The 15,374-nt window shown below is 63.9% G+C and carries 18 protein-coding genes and 1 other RNA gene; 11 read left to right on the forward strand and 8 right to left on the reverse strand.

Annotated features, from left to right (window positions below):
• Positions 1-49 precede the first annotated feature (49 nt).
• Positions 50-874: a 16S rRNA (adenine(1518)-N(6)/adenine(1519)-N(6))-dimethyltransferase RsmA gene (gene rsmA / locus SOQ14_RS02830; RefSeq protein ID WP_322896530.1), complete on the forward strand. Its 825-nt coding sequence runs from the start codon at positions 50-52 to the stop codon at positions 872-874.
• Positions 875-1,174: 300 nt separating this feature from the next.
• On the opposite strand, the gene SOQ14_RS02835 is transcribed toward rsmA, so the two are convergent.
• Entirely contained in the window at positions 1,175-1,666 is a 492-nt protein-coding gene (locus SOQ14_RS02835; protein WP_322896531.1) for a hypothetical protein, read from the reverse strand.
• 9 nt (positions 1,667-1,675) lie between these two features.
• On the reverse strand, positions 1,676-3,775 hold the full coding sequence (locus SOQ14_RS02840; protein ID WP_322896532.1) for a malate synthase G: 2,100 nt from the start codon (positions 3,773-3,775) through the stop codon (positions 1,676-1,678).
• 159 nt (positions 3,776-3,934) lie between these two features.
• Here SOQ14_RS02840 and SOQ14_RS02845 point away from each other — a divergent pair, with 159 nt between their 5' ends.
• From SOQ14_RS02845 to SOQ14_RS02860, 4 genes are all read left to right on the forward strand, one after another.
• On the forward strand, positions 3,935-5,089 hold the full coding sequence (locus SOQ14_RS02845) for a hydrolase (RefSeq protein WP_322896712.1): 1,155 nt from the start codon (positions 3,935-3,937) through the stop codon (positions 5,087-5,089).
• Complete coding sequence (gene astA, locus SOQ14_RS02850; protein ID WP_322896533.1) at positions 5,086-6,102, forward strand: arginine N-succinyltransferase; 1,017 nt, start codon at positions 5,086-5,088, stop codon at positions 6,100-6,102. Before SOQ14_RS02845 ends, astA begins: the two co-directional genes overlap by 4 nt.
• Before the next feature lie 118 nt (positions 6,103-6,220).
• Positions 6,221-7,468 carry an N-succinylarginine dihydrolase gene (locus tag SOQ14_RS02855; RefSeq protein WP_322896713.1) on the forward strand — a complete coding sequence of 416 codons (1,248 nt, stop codon included), beginning with the start codon at positions 6,221-6,223 and terminating at the stop codon, positions 7,466-7,468.
• A 103-nt stretch (positions 7,469-7,571) separates the two neighbouring features.
• Positions 7,572-7,820, forward strand: a complete 249-nt coding sequence (locus SOQ14_RS02860; protein WP_322896534.1) for a hypothetical protein — start codon at positions 7,572-7,574, stop codon at positions 7,818-7,820.
• Between the two features lie 304 nt (positions 7,821-8,124).
• Here SOQ14_RS02860 and ssrA read toward each other — a convergent pair.
• Both ssrA and mscL read right to left on the reverse strand, forming a co-directional pair.
• Positions 8,125-8,481: a transfer-messenger RNA gene (ssrA, locus tag SOQ14_RS02865) on the reverse strand.
• A 71-nt stretch (positions 8,482-8,552) separates the two neighbouring features.
• Positions 8,553-8,972 (reverse strand): large conductance mechanosensitive channel protein MscL, encoded by a 420-nt coding sequence (mscL, locus tag SOQ14_RS02870; RefSeq protein ID WP_322896535.1) that lies wholly within the window; start codon positions 8,970-8,972, stop codon positions 8,553-8,555.
• A gap of 178 nt (positions 8,973-9,150) precedes the next feature.
• Between mscL and SOQ14_RS02875 the strand changes: the two genes are divergently transcribed.
• From SOQ14_RS02875 to SOQ14_RS02895, 5 genes are read left to right on the forward strand one after another with little or no spacing between them, the layout of a single operon-like run.
• Complete coding sequence (locus tag SOQ14_RS02875; RefSeq protein ID WP_322896536.1) at positions 9,151-9,753, forward strand: LemA family protein; 603 nt, start codon at positions 9,151-9,153, stop codon at positions 9,751-9,753.
• Between the two features lie 29 nt (positions 9,754-9,782).
• Positions 9,783-10,631, forward strand: coding sequence for a TPM domain-containing protein (locus SOQ14_RS02880; protein WP_416232722.1), 849 nt, complete (start codon positions 9,783-9,785; stop codon positions 10,629-10,631).
• Positions 10,631-11,305: a TPM domain-containing protein gene (locus SOQ14_RS02885; RefSeq protein ID WP_322896538.1), complete on the forward strand. Its 675-nt coding sequence runs from the start codon at positions 10,631-10,633 to the stop codon at positions 11,303-11,305. The genes SOQ14_RS02880 and SOQ14_RS02885 overlap by 1 nt, the downstream gene beginning before the upstream one ends.
• A gap of 12 nt (positions 11,306-11,317) precedes the next feature.
• The gene (locus SOQ14_RS02890) at positions 11,318-11,911 is read left to right on the forward strand and encodes an NUDIX hydrolase (RefSeq protein WP_322896539.1); all 594 of its coding nucleotides are present in this window, start codon (positions 11,318-11,320) and stop codon (positions 11,909-11,911) included.
• A 2-nt stretch (positions 11,912-11,913) separates the two neighbouring features.
• Positions 11,914-12,696 (forward strand): SDR family oxidoreductase, encoded by a 783-nt coding sequence (locus SOQ14_RS02895; RefSeq protein WP_322896540.1) that lies wholly within the window; start codon positions 11,914-11,916, stop codon positions 12,694-12,696.
• Positions 12,697-12,741: 45 nt separating this feature from the next.
• Here the strand turns inward: SOQ14_RS02895 and SOQ14_RS02900 are convergent, their stop codons facing one another.
• From SOQ14_RS02900 to SOQ14_RS02910, 3 genes are read right to left on the reverse strand one after another with little or no spacing between them, the layout of a single operon-like run.
• Positions 12,742-12,954 carry a PspC domain-containing protein gene (locus tag SOQ14_RS02900; protein ID WP_322896541.1) on the reverse strand — a complete coding sequence of 71 codons (213 nt, stop codon included), beginning with the start codon at positions 12,952-12,954 and terminating at the stop codon, positions 12,742-12,744.
• Between the two features lie 25 nt (positions 12,955-12,979).
• Positions 12,980-13,093, reverse strand: coding sequence for an enoyl-CoA hydratase (locus SOQ14_RS02905; protein WP_322896542.1), 114 nt, complete (start codon positions 13,091-13,093; stop codon positions 12,980-12,982).
• A 40-nt stretch (positions 13,094-13,133) separates the two neighbouring features.
• On the reverse strand, positions 13,134-13,247 hold the full coding sequence (locus tag SOQ14_RS02910; RefSeq protein WP_322896543.1) for an enoyl-CoA hydratase: 114 nt from the start codon (positions 13,245-13,247) through the stop codon (positions 13,134-13,136).
• Positions 13,248-13,487: 240 nt separating this feature from the next.
• Between SOQ14_RS02910 and recF the strand changes: the two genes are divergently transcribed.
• Positions 13,488-14,576, forward strand: coding sequence for a DNA replication/repair protein RecF (gene recF, locus SOQ14_RS02915; protein WP_322896544.1), 1,089 nt, complete (start codon positions 13,488-13,490; stop codon positions 14,574-14,576).
• On the opposite strand, the gene SOQ14_RS02920 is transcribed toward recF, so the two are convergent.
• Positions 14,577-15,368 (reverse strand): arylesterase, encoded by a 792-nt coding sequence (locus SOQ14_RS02920; protein WP_322896545.1) that lies wholly within the window; start codon positions 15,366-15,368, stop codon positions 14,577-14,579.
• Between the last annotated feature and the right edge of the window lie 6 nt (positions 15,369-15,374).

The following is a 15,374-nucleotide window of genomic DNA, read 5'->3' on the forward strand; positions in this document are numbered from 1 at the left end:
GTTGCGAAGTGGAAGGACGGCCCTTCGACAGGCTCAGGGCGAACGGACATTGGTTGATCTTCCCCCCATCCGCGAGGTGATCGCCCGCCACAACCTCGCCGCGTCCAAGGCGCTGGGGCAGAACTTCCTGCTGGATGAGCAACTGCTCGCCCGCATTGCCGCGCTTCCCGGTGATCTCACGGGCCAGCCAGTGCTCGAAGTCGGCCCCGGTCCCGGCGGCCTCACCCGCGCGCTGCTGCGCGCAGGCGCACGCGTCACCGCGATCGAGATGGACCGCCGCTGCCTGCCCGCGCTGGCCGAATTGGGGGAGAGCTTCCCCGGCCAGCTGACGGTGATCGAGGGCGATGCCCTGAAGCTCGATCATCCCGCGCTGATGCACGGCGCGCCGTTCCATGTGCTCTCCAACCTCCCCTATAACGTCGGCACCGCGCTGTTCGTGCGCTGGCTCGGGGGTGAGGCCTGGCCGCCGCTGTGGCAATCGCTCACGCTGATGTTCCAGCGCGAGGTTGCCGACCGGATCGTCGCGCAGGCCGGAGACGACGCCTATGGCCGCCTCGCCGTGCTCGCGCAGTGGCGGGCCGAGGCGCGGCTCGCGATGAAGGTCCACCGCAGTGCCTTCACCCCGCCGCCCAAGGTGATGAGCGCGATTGTCCACGTGACCCCCGCCGCCATGCCCGAGGGCGTCTCGGCCCGCACCCTCGAACGCCTCACCGAAGCCGCCTTCGGCCAGCGTCGCAAGATGCTGCGCCAGAGCCTCAAGGGCGTGCCCGGCGCGCTGGAGGCGCTCGCGGCGCTGGGCATCGACGAGACCCGGCGGGCCGAGACAGTCAGCGTGGCCGAGTTCGTCGCGCTGGCGAAGGCGCTCACTGCCTGACTGCCGGGCGGGCACGCCCTCCGATTCGCGCCCTCTCCACGCCCTGTTGGAGACACAGGAGACACTGTCCAGAAGCCAAAAACCTGCCCCCACAAACTGTGCGTCTGAGATAGGACACAAGGGAGCGAGGTGGGCCATAATGTGCTGCCTGCCCGGATTGGCGCGAGTAGGAAAGCACGGACGTGCCCGCAGCCGACTGGTGCGCTGGACTTCGACAAAACGCGGCGGGCCGAAGCGGTCAGCGTGGCGGAGTTTTCGCGGCGGCGCGGCAGCTGACCTAACAAGCCGGCCGGTTCACGCCTAGGTGATGACCTTCACATCTGACGACGCAGTAGGTGTAGAGACACCGCTCGGCACCTCCAGAGCGCAGACAGGAGCTGCCTCTGCTAGCTCACTAAACGGGCTACTTAGCTGCGCCGCCCACTTCTTCCATTCTGCGTCTATCCACTGAGCAATCTGAATCGCGTCATCGAGATTCACTGGGTCATTCTTCAACCGATCAGTGGAAAGGTGGAAAAATGACGCATTCAGTCGCCCATCCACGCGACTTGGTGCGGAGCGCTTCCGGCCCGGCAAGTAATCATCGGCACGGATGGTATTTCCTTTTTGGCCTTCGTGACGAAGGAAATCATACAAGTTACGCGCGTGTAAACCAAACGACTCGAAAAACGCGCACCATCTCAAGCCGTCCGACTGAAACAGCATCTTAAGGGTGAAACCCAGCATCTCGCGTTCGTAGGCCAAGTGGTTCGTAAGGTATTCAACTAGTTCCGCTTCCGCCTTAGCTTTCATAAGAGCTATTTACCCCGCCTTCTTCCGCAAGCGCCAAGCATGGAGCAGAGGCTCCGTATAGCCGCTCGGCTGTTCGACACCCTTGAAGATCAGCTCCTTCGCCGCGCTGAAGGCCGCGCCGTCCGCGTTGCCGGTGAGCGGCTCGTAAAGCGGGTCGCCCGCGTTCTGGGCGTCGACCTTGGCCGCCATGCGGGTGAGGCTGTCCATCACCTGCGCCTCGGTCACCACCCCGTGCAGCAGCCAGTTGGCGATATGTTGCGAGGAGATGCGCAAAGTCGCGCGGTCTTCCATCAGGCCCACATCGTTGATGTCGGGCACCTTGGAACAGCCCACGCCCTGATCCACCCAGCGCACCACATAACCGAGCAGGCCCTGACAATTATTGTCGAGCTCCTCGGTGATCTCGGCCTCGGACCAGTTGACGCCGTCCGCCAGCGGAATGCTGAGCAGCGCGTCGAGGCCCATCGGTTCCGGCAGCGTCTTCTGCACCGCGAAAACATCCTCAGCATGGTAATGCAGCGCATGGAGCGTCGCGGCGGTGGGGGACGGCACCCATGCGGTGTTGGCCCCGGCGCGCAGGTGGGCGATCTTTTCAACCATCATCTGCCCCATCAGATCGGGCGCGGCCCACATGCCCTTGCCGATCTGTGCCTTGCCCGACAGGCCGTGCTTGAGGCCGATGGCGACGTTGCGCGCCTCATAGGCCTTGAGCCAATCCGAGCCCTTCATCGCGCCCTTGCGCAGCATCGGCCCGGCGCGCATCGAGGTGTGGATTTCGTCGCCTGTCCGGTCGAGGAAGCCGGTGTTGATGAACACGATCCTGTCCTTCACCGCATGGATGCAGGCGGCGAGGTTGGCCGACGTGCGGCGCTCTTCGTCCATCACGCCGACCTTGATCGTGTGGCGCGGCAGGCCGAGCAGGTCTTCGACCGCATCGAACAGGTCATTGGTGAAGGCGCATTCTTCCGGCCCGTGCATCTTGGGCTTGACGATATAGATCGAACCGCAGCGCGAATTGCCGAAGCGCCCGTGGCCTTCGACATCGAGCATGCTGATTGCCGAGGTGAACACCGCGTCCATGATGCCTTCGGGCACTTCCGAGCCATCGGGAAGGCGGATCGCCGGGTTGGTCATCAAGTGGCCGACATTGCGCACGAACATCAGGCTGCGGCCGGGAAGCGAGTGCTGCGTACCATCCGGCGCGGTGTAGCGCTTGTCGCCGGCGAGCGTGCGGGTGAGCGTCTTGCCGCCCTTTGCGAAGCTTTCCGACAGATCGCCGCGGATGATCCCGAGCCAGTTGGTGTAGGCGAGCAGCTTGTCCTCGGCATCGACCGCGGCGACCGAATCCTCGCAATCGGCGATGGTGGTGAGCGCGGCTTCGACGATGATGTCAGCGATCCCGGCCTTGTCCGTCGCGCCCACCGGCGTGTGCGAATCGAAGATAACTTCGACATGCAGGCCGTTGTTTTTGAGAAGAATGCCCTTCTCCGTCTCGCCGACATGCTGATCCGGATTTGCCAGCGTGACACCCTCCCGGCCCGGCAGATCGACCCAGCTTGCACCGCCCGCGAGCGGGAAAGTCGCATCGAGGAACTGCCGCCCGCGCGCGATCACCGCTGCGCCACGCGCCTCATCATAGCCGCCCGGCCGAGCAGGCGGCGCATCGAGCGCGTCGGTGCCGTAGAAAGCGTCGTAAAGGCTCCCCCACCGCGCGTTCGCCGCATTCAGCAGGAAGCGCGCATTAAGGATCGGCACCACCAGCTGTGGTCCGGCCATCGTCGCGATCTCGGGATCGACGTTCTGCGTGCCGATTTGAAAGTCACCCGGCTCGGGCACGAGGTAACCAATCTGTGTCAGAAATGCCTTGTAAGCCGCTGCATCATGAGGCTTTCCGGTATTGGCGACATGCCAAGCATCAATCTGCGCTTGCAGGCTCTCGCGCTTTTCCAGCAATGCCCGATTGCGCGGCGCAAACGCCGCCAGCAGCGCGGCAAAGCCCTGCCAGAATGTGCTGACATCCCGCCCCAGCGGCCCGAGCACTTCGGTTTCAAGGAAGCTGGCAAGCCGCGCATCAATCGCGATACCGGCGCGGGGGATCATGTCTGTCATCAGTGTCCTCATCGGTTGGATCAACCTGGGGAGGAGAGGACCGCCCGGGCCTATGGCGCAGGGGACAGGGGATTGCAACGGGTTGGACTGGCACAAAAGGCAGGCTAGAGGTGGCGCGTGTCTGGAATTGCAAATCTTTCCGCGATTGATGCAGCGGCCATGCTTGGACAGGTCGAAGCGTGGAGCGCGATCAACACCGGCACCGGCAATCTTGCCGGCCTCGCGCAGCAGGCCGCCGCGCTGGCGGATGCTTTTGCGGCGCTCCCCGGCACGGTCGAATTGGTCGACCCTGCCCCCGTCACCGCGATTGCCGCTGATGGTACCGCTTTTGACAAGCCCCACGGCCAGCATCTGGTGGTGCGTGTCCGCCCCCAGGCGAACCGCCGCATCCTGCTGACCGGGCACATGGACACGGTGTTTCCCGCCGATCACCCCTTCCAGCGGCTGCGCTGGCTCGACGGGGAGACGCTCAACGGGCCGGGCGTGGCCGACATGAAAGGCGGCATTGCGGTCATGCTACACGCGCTGATGGCGTTCGAGCAGACGGCCAGCGCCTCCGGCCTTGGCTATGATGTGCTGATCAATTCGGACGAGGAAACTGGCTCACTCGCCAGCGCGGATCTGATTGCCGAGCTCGCCGCGGGCAAGCTGGCGGCGCTGACCTATGAACCCGCCGCCCTGCCCGATGGCACGCTGGCGCATGAGCGCGGGGGCACGGGGAACTACACGATCACCTTTACCGGTCGCAGCGCCCATGCGGGCCGCAACCCGCACGAGGGGCGCAACGCGATTGTCGCGGCGGCTGATCTGATCCTGCGGCTGAAAGCGCTGGAAAACGCCGATATAACCATCAATCCGGCGAAGCTCGAAGGGGGCGGCCCCAATAATGTCGTGCCCGATCATGCCGTGCTGCGCTTCAACATCCGCCCGAAAACGGTTGAAGCGGGCGCCCATTTCGATCACGCACTCAATCACTTGCTGATCGATATTCAGACCGTACATGACGTTTCGACCCATCGCCACGGCGGCGTCACCCGCCCGCCCAAAAAAGTCGATGCCAAGGCGCAACGCCTGTTCGATCTGGTGCGGGAATGCGGCGCGGAGCTGGGGCAGGACATCCGCTGGCAATCCACCGGCGGCGTATGCGATGGCAATAATATCGCGGCCTGCGGCGTGCCCGTGGTTGACACCATGGGCGTGCGCGGCGGCGCGATCCATTCGTCGCAGGAATATCTCATCGTCCCCAGCCTCGCTGAACGCGCGGCGCTGTCTGCCCGCGTCATCGAGCGTCTGGCCCTAGGAGCAATATCGTGACCTTCCGTTTGCGCGCGGCGCGCCCTGCTGATCTCGAACATCTCTATGAGATGGCCAAGCTGACCGGCGGCGGCTTTACCAATCTGCCGCCCGATCGCGCGGCCTTGAACAGCAAGCTCGAACGCGCGGCGGCTGCCTTTACCCGCGAGGGCGATACGCTGGCGGATGAATTGTTCGTGCTGGTGCTCGAAAATGCCCGCACCGGCGCGGTGCGCGGCACCTGCCAACTGATGACCAAGGTCGGGCAGCGCTGGCCGTTCTATTCCTACCGGCTCAACACGTTGACCCAGTATTCGCAGGAGCTTGATCGCACGGTGCGCGCCGAGCTGTTGAGCCTTGTCACCGATCTCGAAGGATCGAGCGAAGTCGGCGGGCTGTTCCTCCACCCCAATGAACGCGCCGGGGGGCTCGGCCTGCTGCTCGCCCGCTCGCGCTATCTGTTCATTGCGATGCACCGGGCGCGCTTTGCCGATCGCATTCTCGCCGAATTGCGCGGCATCATCGACGAGCGCGGCGGTTCCCCCTTCTGGGACGGCGTGGCGGGGCGCTTTTTCGGAATGAATTTTCAGGAAGCGGATTATTTCAACGCGATCAACGGCAACCAGTTCATTGCCGATCTGATGCCCAAACACCCGGTCTACATCGCGATGCTGGGCGAAGACGCGCGCAGCGTGATCGGCGTGCCGCACCCTTCAGGCCGGGCGGCGATGCGGATGCTCGAACTCGAAGGCTTCCGGCATGATGGCTATGTCGACATCTTCGATGGCGGCCCGACGATGGTGGCGCACACCGATCAGGTCACCAGCGTGCGCGACGCGGTGCACGCCAAGGTGACGGACGTGACCGCCACCGAAGGCGAGCGGGCCATCCTCGCAACCGGCCACCTTGGCACCTTCCGCGCCTGTTTCGGCGCGCGGCTGCTCGATGGCGAAGGCGGCATCGCGATTGATTCCGCCTCGGCCGATCTGCTCGATGTGCGCGAGGGCGATAGGGTGTGGAGCGTGGGGCGGTAAGGCTTGCCCCAAACCCGTTCGGGCTGAGCTTGTCGAAGCCCCGCACTGTCTTCGGTGCCACGGGTCGAAAAGAAAAACGGCCCTTCGACAGGCTCAGGGCGAACGGAGATTTGTGACTGTGCTCACCGAAATCAATTTCGACGGGATCGTTGGCCCCTCGCACAATTACGCCGGGCTCAGCCTTGGCAATATCGCGAGTGCGAGCCACGCAGGCGATCCGTCCTACCCGCGCGCCGCCGCCTTGCAGGGGGTGGCCAAGATGCGCGGCAATCTCGCACGGCTCGGGGTGCAGGGCTTCCTGCTCCCCTTGCCCCGCCCCAATCGCGCCTTGCAGAGCGCGCTGGCGCTCGACGGTTCCGAACCGCCGCAATTGCGCGCCGCGCCGTGGTCCGCCTCGAGCATGTGGACAGCCAATGCAGCAACCGTCAGCCCGGCGCCCGATACCCGCGATGGCCGCTGCCATCTCACCCCCGCCAATCTCGTTACCATGCTCCACCGCGCGCAGGAATGGCCCGATACCAAGCGACAGCTCGACATTGCCTTCGGGGACACAAAGCACTTCGCCGTCCACGATGCGGTGCCGCCAACTTTCGGCGATGAGGGCGCAGCCAATCACATGCGCCTGTGCGAAAGCCACGATGCTCCCGGCGTCGAGGTGTTCGTCTATGGCAAGACCGGCGGGCGCTTCCCCGCACGCCAGCACGAACAGGCGAGCCGCCTCGTCGCCCGCGCGCACGGGCTCGATCCGGCGCGCACGGTCTTCATCGAGCAGAACCCCGAAGCCATTGCCGCTGGCGCCTTCCACAATGATGTGGTCGCGGTCGCCAATGGCCCGGTGCTGTTCACTCACGCCGAGGCCTTTACCGATCAGCAGGCCGCCTATGCCGCGATCCGCGCCGCTTTCCCCGCGCTCGAGGTGGTGGAAGTGCCCGCGTCTGCCGTTAGCCTCGCAGAGGCAATCCGAACTTACCTGTTCAACGCCCAACTTCTGACCTTGCCTGATGGCAGCATGGCGCTGATCGTGCCCGAGGAATGCCGCGAAAGCGCCGCCGTGTGGAGCTGGGTGGAGACGATGCTCGCCGGAAACGGCCCGATCCGACAGGTGATCCCGGTTGATGTGCGCCAATCGATGGCCAATGGCGGCGGCCCGGCCTGTCTTCGGCTGCGCGTGGTGTGCGATCCGGCCACGGTCGATCCGCGCTTTCTCCTCGATGATGCCAAGGCTGATGCGATCGAGCAGGTTATCGCTACGTATTGGCCGGAGCAGATTGACCCGGCGGATCTGGGCAGCGAAAGCCTTGCACGCACTGTTCAAGCTGCGCGGGCCAGGTTGCTCGAGATTCTTTTGCTTAACAAACTTGGTTAACAAATTTGCCAAAACCACAGTCACGGCAGTAGTGTCTCCACGAAGAGTCGCGGCGCGGGTCAGAATTTTGACCTCAAGCGACGGGTCAGGTCGCGGAGGCGAGATGCTACGAAAAATCCGGCAGTTGTTCGTCATCAAGAACCGCTTTGAAGCCTATGCGATCATCTTTGCCCTCGCTTTGGGAGCAACCTCGCGCGGCAGTGCCTATCTCGAACAATTTCCCGGACTTGGTGGCCAATTGCTGTTTCTGGCGACAACCGGCGCGGTGTTCCTCGGCGGAGCGAAGATCCTCGATTGCCTGCGGCTGGAACGGCAATTGAGCGAGCGCACCGTCGATCACAAGGACGATTGATCACACTTGAGGGGAGCGCGCGGGGCTGATCGGGCCGCTTGATGCACCGTGGCACCTCTCTAACGCACATCAAAAAAAGATGGGGAATTCTTTTGTCCACCTCCGGCCTTTGCCGAGGGGAGCAGAGCCCTCTTGCCGCCCGAAGCGTGCCGTCAGCCCACATATGAAGGAAGGTGGGGGATTCTGTTGCTAGGCTCCGCGCCTTTGCCGGGGGGAGCAGGGCACTCTTGCCGCACGAAGCGTGCCGCCAGCCCACATCTGAAGGAAGGTGGGGGATTCTGTTGCTAGGCTCCCCCGGGCCCCCGGTCTCCGATTCTGTTACCCGGTTCGGTCCGAACCGTGCTCTGGGCTTTGTAGATTCAGGCCGTTAGGCCGTCACATTACGCAGCGAGAGCAAGTGCTTCGTTGTCGTTGGCACTTATGGGTTTTGAGCCTTGAACGGGTTACTCAGCCCGGGCGAAAACAACGTCTTTCAACACACGTCGATCCTAGTTCGGCCCCGTCAGGAGAGGCAGCGCCCTTTTGTAAGGAGCCGCCGCTTCTGGTGGAGCCGCCGGGTACTGCCCCCGGGTCCGTTGTGCCTATTGCACGCCGCAGTTTATCGCCATAGTCGGTTGCCCGACGCGTCCCATATAGCGCGCCCAAGCTGAATGTGAAGTGGATGGGACCTTGTTTGTGCGCGCCCCTCCGCCGGCCCATCGGGCCGTCTGGCGCAGCCCTCTGGCCCGAACTTCACTTCTTCAGCGCGTCGCGGATCTCGGTGAGCAATTCCACCTCGGTCGGCCCGGCGGATGCCGGCTCTTCGGGCTTGGCGAATTGCGCGGTGACCTTGTTCACATAGCGCACCATCAGGAAGATGATGAAGGCAAGGATCAGGAAATTGATCACCACCGAGACAAAGGCCCCCAGCCCCAGCACATTGGCCCCCGCCTCGCGCGCGGCGGCCAGCGGTGTGCCCGGTACGACGTCGCCCGAGAGCACGAGATAGCGATCAGAGAAGTCGATATTGCCAAAGATCGCCCCCACGATCGGCATGATGATTTCATCGGTCAGCGATTTCACGATCGCCCCGAATGCCGCACCGATAATGACCCCGACGGCCAAATCAATCACATTGCCCTTGGCAATAAAGGCCTTGAATTCCGAAAGCATGACTATCCCCTTCATGTCATAACCGCACTCTTGTGGCAGCCTCGTCGCGCCCTGCCAACCCATGCGCGTTGTCCTTGCACCGCTTGAACCGGCAAAGCGGTGTGCTATATCCACAATACAGAACACGCGGCGCGCCCGAGCCTGTGGCGCGTGCGGTGCCTTGAGGAGACAGCACCCCATGAAGCTTACCAACCTTGTCCGCGGCGCGCTGGTCGCGGTGGTGGCGATGAGCCTTGCAGCCTGCGGGATCAACTCGGTCCCGGCAGCCGAGGAACAGGCCAAGGCCAAGTGGGCCGATGTCGAAGCGCAATTCCAGCGCCGCTCGAACCTCATTCCCAATCTCGCTGAAGTCACCAAGGGCGCTGCCGAGAACGAGCGCACGATCCTTACCCAGGTGACCGAGGCCCGCGCCCGCGCCACAAGCGTCAACATCACCGCCGATGATCTGGATGATCCGGCCAAGATGGAACAATTCGCCGCGGCACAGGGCCAGATCAGCCAGGGGATCGGCCGCCTGCTGGCGAGCTTCGAGGCCTATCCCCAGATCCAGTCGAACCAGAACTACCTCGCGCTGCAAAGCCAGCTTGAAGGCACCGAGAACCGCATCGCTGTTGCCATTCGCGACTACAACGAAGCGGTGCGCCAGTATAACACCACGATCCGCACCTTCCCCGATATCATCGGCGCCAAGGTGATCCACGGCGCCCAGCCGCTGGTGCCCTACAAGGCGGCAACGCCGGGAGCGGAAGTCGCGCCGACGCTTGATCTGACCACAGGTTGAGCGGCGTGATCCGCCCGATCAACCGGGCCATGCTTGCCCTGCTGGCAGTGCTGGCAGGGCTGCTGGCACCGGCTGTCTTTGCACCACTGGCAGCGCAGCCCAAGTTCCCTGAGCTGACGGGGCTCGTCGTGGACGAGGCGGGCATTCTTCCGCCCGAAGTCGAAACGCGGCTGACCGCGCAGCTCGAACAGCTCGAAACCACCACCCAGCGCCAGTTGGTGGTGGCCACCATCAGCGATCTCGATGGCTATGATATCTCGGATTACGGCTACCAGCTTGGCCGGGCCTGGGGGATCGGGGACAATGAACGCAATGATGGCGCGCTGTTGCTGGTCGCGCCCAATGAACGCCGCGTGCGGATCGAAGTCGGCTATGGCCTCGAAGGCTATCTCACCGATGCGCTGTCCGCGCTGATCATCCAGAACACCATCATCCCGCGCTTCAAGGATGGCGATTTCCCAGGCGGGATCGAAGCCGGCACCGCCGCGATCATCGAACAGTTGCAACTGCCCCCGGAAGAGGCCGCAAAAATCGCGGCCAATGCGGGCAAGAAGCGCGCTGCCAAGGGCGGGATTCCGGTGGGGCTGATTTTCTTCGTGTTGTTTGTCTTCCTGTTCTTCATCCTCCCGATCATCCGCGCCGGCAAATCGCGCCGCTATGCCGCGCGCGGTGCCGGGCCGTGGGGGGATCGCCATGCGGCGGCGCGCAGCGCGCGCGACACCGCCACCGACATCATCCTGTGGGAAGTCGGCAGTGCCATCCTGCGCGGAGCCTTGTCCGGCGGCGGAAGAGGTGGCGGCGGTGGCTGGGGCGGCGGCGGCGGCTTTGGCGGCGGTGGCGGCTCATTCGGAGGCGGCGGCGCCTCCGGGGGGTGGTGATGGCCTATCTCGATGAACGCGGCCGTGCGCTGGTCGCAGCCGCCGTGGCCGAGGCCGAAGCCGGTACATCGGGTGAGATCGTCACGATCCTCACCGATCAGAGCGACAGCTACAATGATGTCGCGATGATGTGGTCGGCGGGCGCCAGCTTTGCCGCGATGAGCCTGTTTGCCTTCCTTCCCCGCCCCTTTCTCGATCTGTGGGATCGGCTGGTGGCAGGCTGGGGCCATCAATGGACAAGCGGCGAACTCGCCAGCATGGTGATCGCGCTGGGGCTCGTCGCCTTTTGCGTGATGCTCGCGCTCCAGCAATATCAGCCGATCAAGCTGGCGCTGGTGCCCGGCGCGCTCAAGACCGCGCGCGCCCATGCGGCGGCGATCCGTCTGTTCAAGGCCGGGACCGAACAGCGCACGAGCGATCACACCGGGGTGCTGATCTACCTCAGCCTCGCCGATCACCGCGCCGAAATCCTCGCCGACACCACGATCGCAGCGAAAGTCGCGCCCGAGGTCTGGGGTGAGGCGATGGGCGATATGCTGGTCGAAATCCGCAAGGGCCGCATTGCCGAAGGGCTTGCCGCAGCCGTACGCGATGTGGGCTTCGTGCTCGCCCAGCACTTTCCCAAGCCGCAGGGTGATCGCAACCAATTGCCCGACGCGCTGATCGAAATCTAGGACAGCCCCTCAATGCCCACCCATCCCCTGCTCCCCCCGGCGGATGCCTTTGTGCGCGATCGCGATGCCGATGCCGGAGAGGAAGTCGTCTGGCCGGGCCGCTTTATCACCGCCAAGCGGCGCGGGCGCTGGGAATATGTCGGCCGTCCGCGCAATATCCGCGCGGCGGCCATCATCGCGCTTGATTGCGATGCTGATGGCACCCGCCATGTGATCCTTGTCAGCCAATACCGCGTCCCGCTCGGCCGGTTCTGTCTTGAAATCCCGGCCGGTCTGATCGGCGATCAGGCCGGATCGGAAGGGGAAAGCGCTCTGGCTGCCGCGGCGCGCGAGCTTGAAGAGGAAACCGGCTACCGCGCAGGCCAGCTTGAGATCATCGGCGAATTCTATTCATCCCCCGGCATGATCTCCGAATGCTTCACCCTGCTGCGCGCCACGCAGCTCGAACAGATCAGCGCGGGCGGCGGCGAAGGCGATGAAAACATCCTTGTCCACCGCATTCCCGTGGATGAGGTGGCGCCATTTGTTGCGGCATGGCGCGAAGCAGGCCACGCGGTGGATGTGCGGATTGCATTATTTCTTACGCAAGAATTTCTGGGAGAGTGAACATGGCAGGACGGGTGGCGGGCAAGCTCGCCTTGGTGACGGGCGGCGCGCAAGGGCTTGGCCGGGCGCATTGCATCAGGCTCGCCGAAGAAGGCGCGCGGGTGCTGGTAACCGATATCAACGCCGCAGGCGCGGAGGAAACCGCCGCGCTCATCAATGAACGGCTGGGCGCAGGCACGGCTTTCGGGATGGGCCACGATGTCACGGATCCGGTGCAGTGGGAAGCGGCCGTCGACGCCGCGCGCGAACATCTCGGCGGGCTCAATGTCCTGGTGAACAATGCCGGGATCGGGGTCGCGGGCAATATCGAGACCTGCGATTTCGCGGATTGGCAGCGCTGCTTCGATATCAACGTGAATTCGATCTTCCACGGCTGCCAGAAGGCGCTGCCGCTGATGCGCGAGCACGCGCCGGGTTCGATCATCAATATCTCGTCGATCGCGGGCCTGATCGCGAGCGACACCATGCCCGCCTATAATGCGTCCAAGGCGGCGGTCTGGATGCTGTCCAAGTCGATTGCGCTCCACTGCGCGAAGAAGGGCATGCAGATCCGCTGCAATTCGGTGCATCCGACCTTTGTCGACACCCCGATCCTCGATGGCACGGCCAAGGCCCATGCGCTCGACAAGGCGGTGCTGATGGAAAAGCTGGCGCGGCAGATTCCGCTCAAATTCGTGGGCGAACCCAATGATATCGCCAATGCCGTGGTCTATCTGGCGAGTGATGAAAGCCGCTTCATGACGGGGGCAGAAATCAAGCTCGATGGCGGGATTTCCGCGATGTAGCCCGCAGGCAGGCGGGCGCCCCGTCCGGCGCCCGTTGGCCTGTGATCAATCCGCGATCAGGGAAATCGCGAGGTAGATCAGGATGAAGCTCCCGAAGCCGAGCAACGCGCCGGCGACAAAGCCGATCCGCACGAGCATCGGATCAATCGCGAAGTAATTGCCGATCCCGGCGCACACGCCAAAGATCTTCGATTGGCTCTTGTCGAGGCGGAAACCCGCGCTCGGCGGCTTGCTGCCATTTGGGGTAATGCTGTTCATGTGAGGCATTCCTGTGGACACGGGTTTACGCCATCAAGCTCGGGCTGGCCGGGACGATCGCATAGGCGAGAAACGCCGCCGAGATCACCACCGAGAACGCCGCAGAAGCGAAGCGGATGCCGAAGTTGTTGCCGAACATGGGTCAGGTTTCCTTGTGTTGCAGTCTGGCGCGCGGTGCGTCAGGCGATGATGCTGGGGCTGGCGGGAAGGATCGCATAGGCAAGCAGGCTAGCCGAAATGGCGAGCGAGACAGCAGCAGCGAAGAAGCGATCAGCGAAATTGGGTGCGAACATGGTGTGTACTCCTTGGTAGGTTTTGCAGGTTCCCCGGACCATCCGGGGAATGCCCACCACCTTGCACAAGGCGTGCCAAACTCGAAAAATGGCGGAAATCGGCCATTTTGATGCTTTCACTGCGCAAACAGCTCATTCACCCATCCGAAAGCTTGGTGGAATTTGCCAAGTCTTGGGATCGATAGATTTCACGCTGCGCCCTTTCCATTGGCAGGGCCTCTCGCTAACCGCACAAAAGCCATGGCGCTGAGCAAGATCACTATTGCCAACTTCCGCAATCACGCCGCGACAACGCTGGGCGAGACCGCGCATTTCAACCTGCTGGTCGGGGCCAATGGCGCGGGGAAGACCAATCTGCTCGAAGCGATTTCCTTGCTTGGCGCGGGCCGGGGGCTGCGGCGCGCGGCGTTGGCTGATCTGCCGCGCAAGGCCGCTGCGGGCGAACCCGCCCAGCCCTTCGCCATCGGGGCAAGCCTGATCGAACAGGGGCAGGTCTCCGCGCGGATCGGCACCTATACCGAAGCGGGTCAGCCCGGCCGCCGGCTGGTGCGGATCAATGGTGCGGCAGCCAGCGCCAATGCGCTGGGCGAATGGCTCGCCTTGTCGTGGCTGACCCCGGCGATGGACGGACTGTTTACCGACAGCGCGGGTGCCCGGCGCCGCTTCATCGATCGCATGGCGCTGGCGATTGCGCCCGATCACGCGCGGCGGGTCGCGCAGTTCGAAGCTGCCTTGCGCGAACGCGGCCGCTTGCTCGAAGCGCGCGGGGATGCCGGATGGCTCGATGCCATCGAAGTGCAAGTGGCCGAGCATGGCGCGGGCCTGCATCGCACCCGCGCGGAATTGGTGAGCCTGCTGCGCGATGAATTATCCGCCCTGCCGCCAGAGCCCTTTGCCAAGCCGCATCTGACCTTGCGCCCCGGCGGGCCGATTGATGCCGCAGGCCTGCGCGCCGAACTTGCACGCAACCGCCCGCGGGATCGCGCAGCGGGCCGTGCGCTGGCCGGGCCGCAGCGTGACGAGTTGGAGGTGGTGATGGCCTCAAACGGCCAGCCCGCCGCTGCCTGCTCAACCGGCGAGCAGAAAGCGATGCTGATCGCGATCACGCTGGCGCATGGCACCTTGGCCGCCGCGGGCCGCCCGAGCGTGCTTTTGCTGGATGAGGTCGCCGCGCATATCGATCCGCTGCGCCGCGCCGAATTGTTCCGCAGGCTCGCACAGGGCAAAGCGCAAGTCTGGATGACCGGCACGGAACTTGCCCCCTTCGCCGATATCGGGGCAGATGTCGCGATCTGGCAGGTAAGCGGCGGAAGCGCGGTTCGCGCCTAGCTAGGCGGGCTGATCTTCCGGCAAGGCGGCCCGCACCGCGGCAATCGTGCCGTTGACCACGCGTTCGATCCCTTCAGCAGTCGGATGAATGCGATCGGGCAGGAACAGGCTCTGATCCTGATAGATATCCTCAAGCCAGAACGGGATCAGCGCCGCGCCATATTGCTTGGCAAGATCGCGGTAGAGCGCATCGAACTGCGTCTGATATTCCGATCCGTAATTGGGGGGTGCGCGCATACCCATCATCAGCACCGGAATATCGCGCTTGTTCAGCTCCTCGAGCATCGCGGCAAGGTTGGCGCGGGTCTCTTCCGGGGAAAGGCCGCGCAGCAAATCATTGCCGCCCAGCTCAAGGATGAACAGATCAGGTTTTTGCGGCTGGGCATCCAGCGTGAAGGCAAGCCGCTGGCGTCCGGCGGCCGAGGTATCGCCCGACACCCCGGCATTGGTGATACTAGCGTTGATCCCGCGCGCGCGCAGGGCAGATTGCAGGCGATCGGGATAGCTTTCGCCCTCTTTCAGGCCATAGCCGGCAAACAGGCTGTCGCCAAAGGCGACGATGCGCCGTTCCGGCCCCATCACCGGAATCGGCGGGAGCGCGCCCGCCGCCTCGGCCTCGGCGCGGCTGGCGGGCGTCGTCGCCTGATCGCTCTCCTCGCTCGCGCTGCACGCGCTCAGCACCAAGAGAATTCCAAGCGCACCACTCGCAAAGCCTTGCCAGCGCCCTATATTCGACCAACCGCAACCCTGCATCTGCGAGCCTTCCTGTGAGGTATCTTGTTGCAGAACCACACCTAT

The sequence above is a fragment of the Erythrobacter epiphyticus genome (assembly GCF_034653295.1).
Classification (GTDB): domain Bacteria; phylum Pseudomonadota; class Alphaproteobacteria; order Sphingomonadales; family Sphingomonadaceae; genus Erythrobacter.

Coding starts and splice junctions, on each gene's coding strand:
- SOQ14_RS02835 (WP_322896531.1), bottom strand. CDS start 1,666: ATGAAAGCTAAGGCGGAAGCGGAACTAGTTGAATACCTTACGAACCAC.
- SOQ14_RS02840 (WP_322896532.1), bottom strand. CDS start 3,775: ATGACAGACATGATCCCCCGCGCCGGTATCGCGATTGATGCGCGGCTT.
- SOQ14_RS02845 (WP_322896712.1), top strand. CDS start 3,935: ATGCTTGGACAGGTCGAAGCGTGGAGCGCGATCAACACCGGCACCGGC.
- SOQ14_RS02860 (WP_322896534.1), top strand. CDS start 7,572: ATGCTACGAAAAATCCGGCAGTTGTTCGTCATCAAGAACCGCTTTGAA.
- mscL (WP_322896535.1), bottom strand. CDS start 8,972: ATGCTTTCGGAATTCAAGGCCTTTATTGCCAAGGGCAATGTGATTGAT.
- SOQ14_RS02875 (WP_322896536.1), top strand. CDS start 9,151: ATGAAGCTTACCAACCTTGTCCGCGGCGCGCTGGTCGCGGTGGTGGCG.
- SOQ14_RS02880 (WP_416232722.1), top strand. CDS start 9,783: ATGCTTGCCCTGCTGGCAGTGCTGGCAGGGCTGCTGGCACCGGCTGTC.
- SOQ14_RS02885 (WP_322896538.1), top strand. CDS start 10,631: ATGGCCTATCTCGATGAACGCGGCCGTGCGCTGGTCGCAGCCGCCGTG.
- SOQ14_RS02890 (WP_322896539.1), top strand. CDS start 11,318: ATGCCCACCCATCCCCTGCTCCCCCCGGCGGATGCCTTTGTGCGCGAT.
- SOQ14_RS02895 (WP_322896540.1), top strand. CDS start 11,914: ATGGCAGGACGGGTGGCGGGCAAGCTCGCCTTGGTGACGGGCGGCGCG.
- SOQ14_RS02900 (WP_322896541.1), bottom strand. CDS start 12,954: ATGAACAGCATTACCCCAAATGGCAGCAAGCCGCCGAGCGCGGGTTTC.
- SOQ14_RS02905 (WP_322896542.1), bottom strand. CDS start 13,093: ATGTTCGGCAACAACTTCGGCATCCGCTTCGCTTCTGCGGCGTTCTCG.
- SOQ14_RS02910 (WP_322896543.1), bottom strand. CDS start 13,247: ATGTTCGCACCCAATTTCGCTGATCGCTTCTTCGCTGCTGCTGTCTCG.
- recF (WP_322896544.1), top strand. CDS start 13,488: ATGGCGCTGAGCAAGATCACTATTGCCAACTTCCGCAATCACGCCGCG.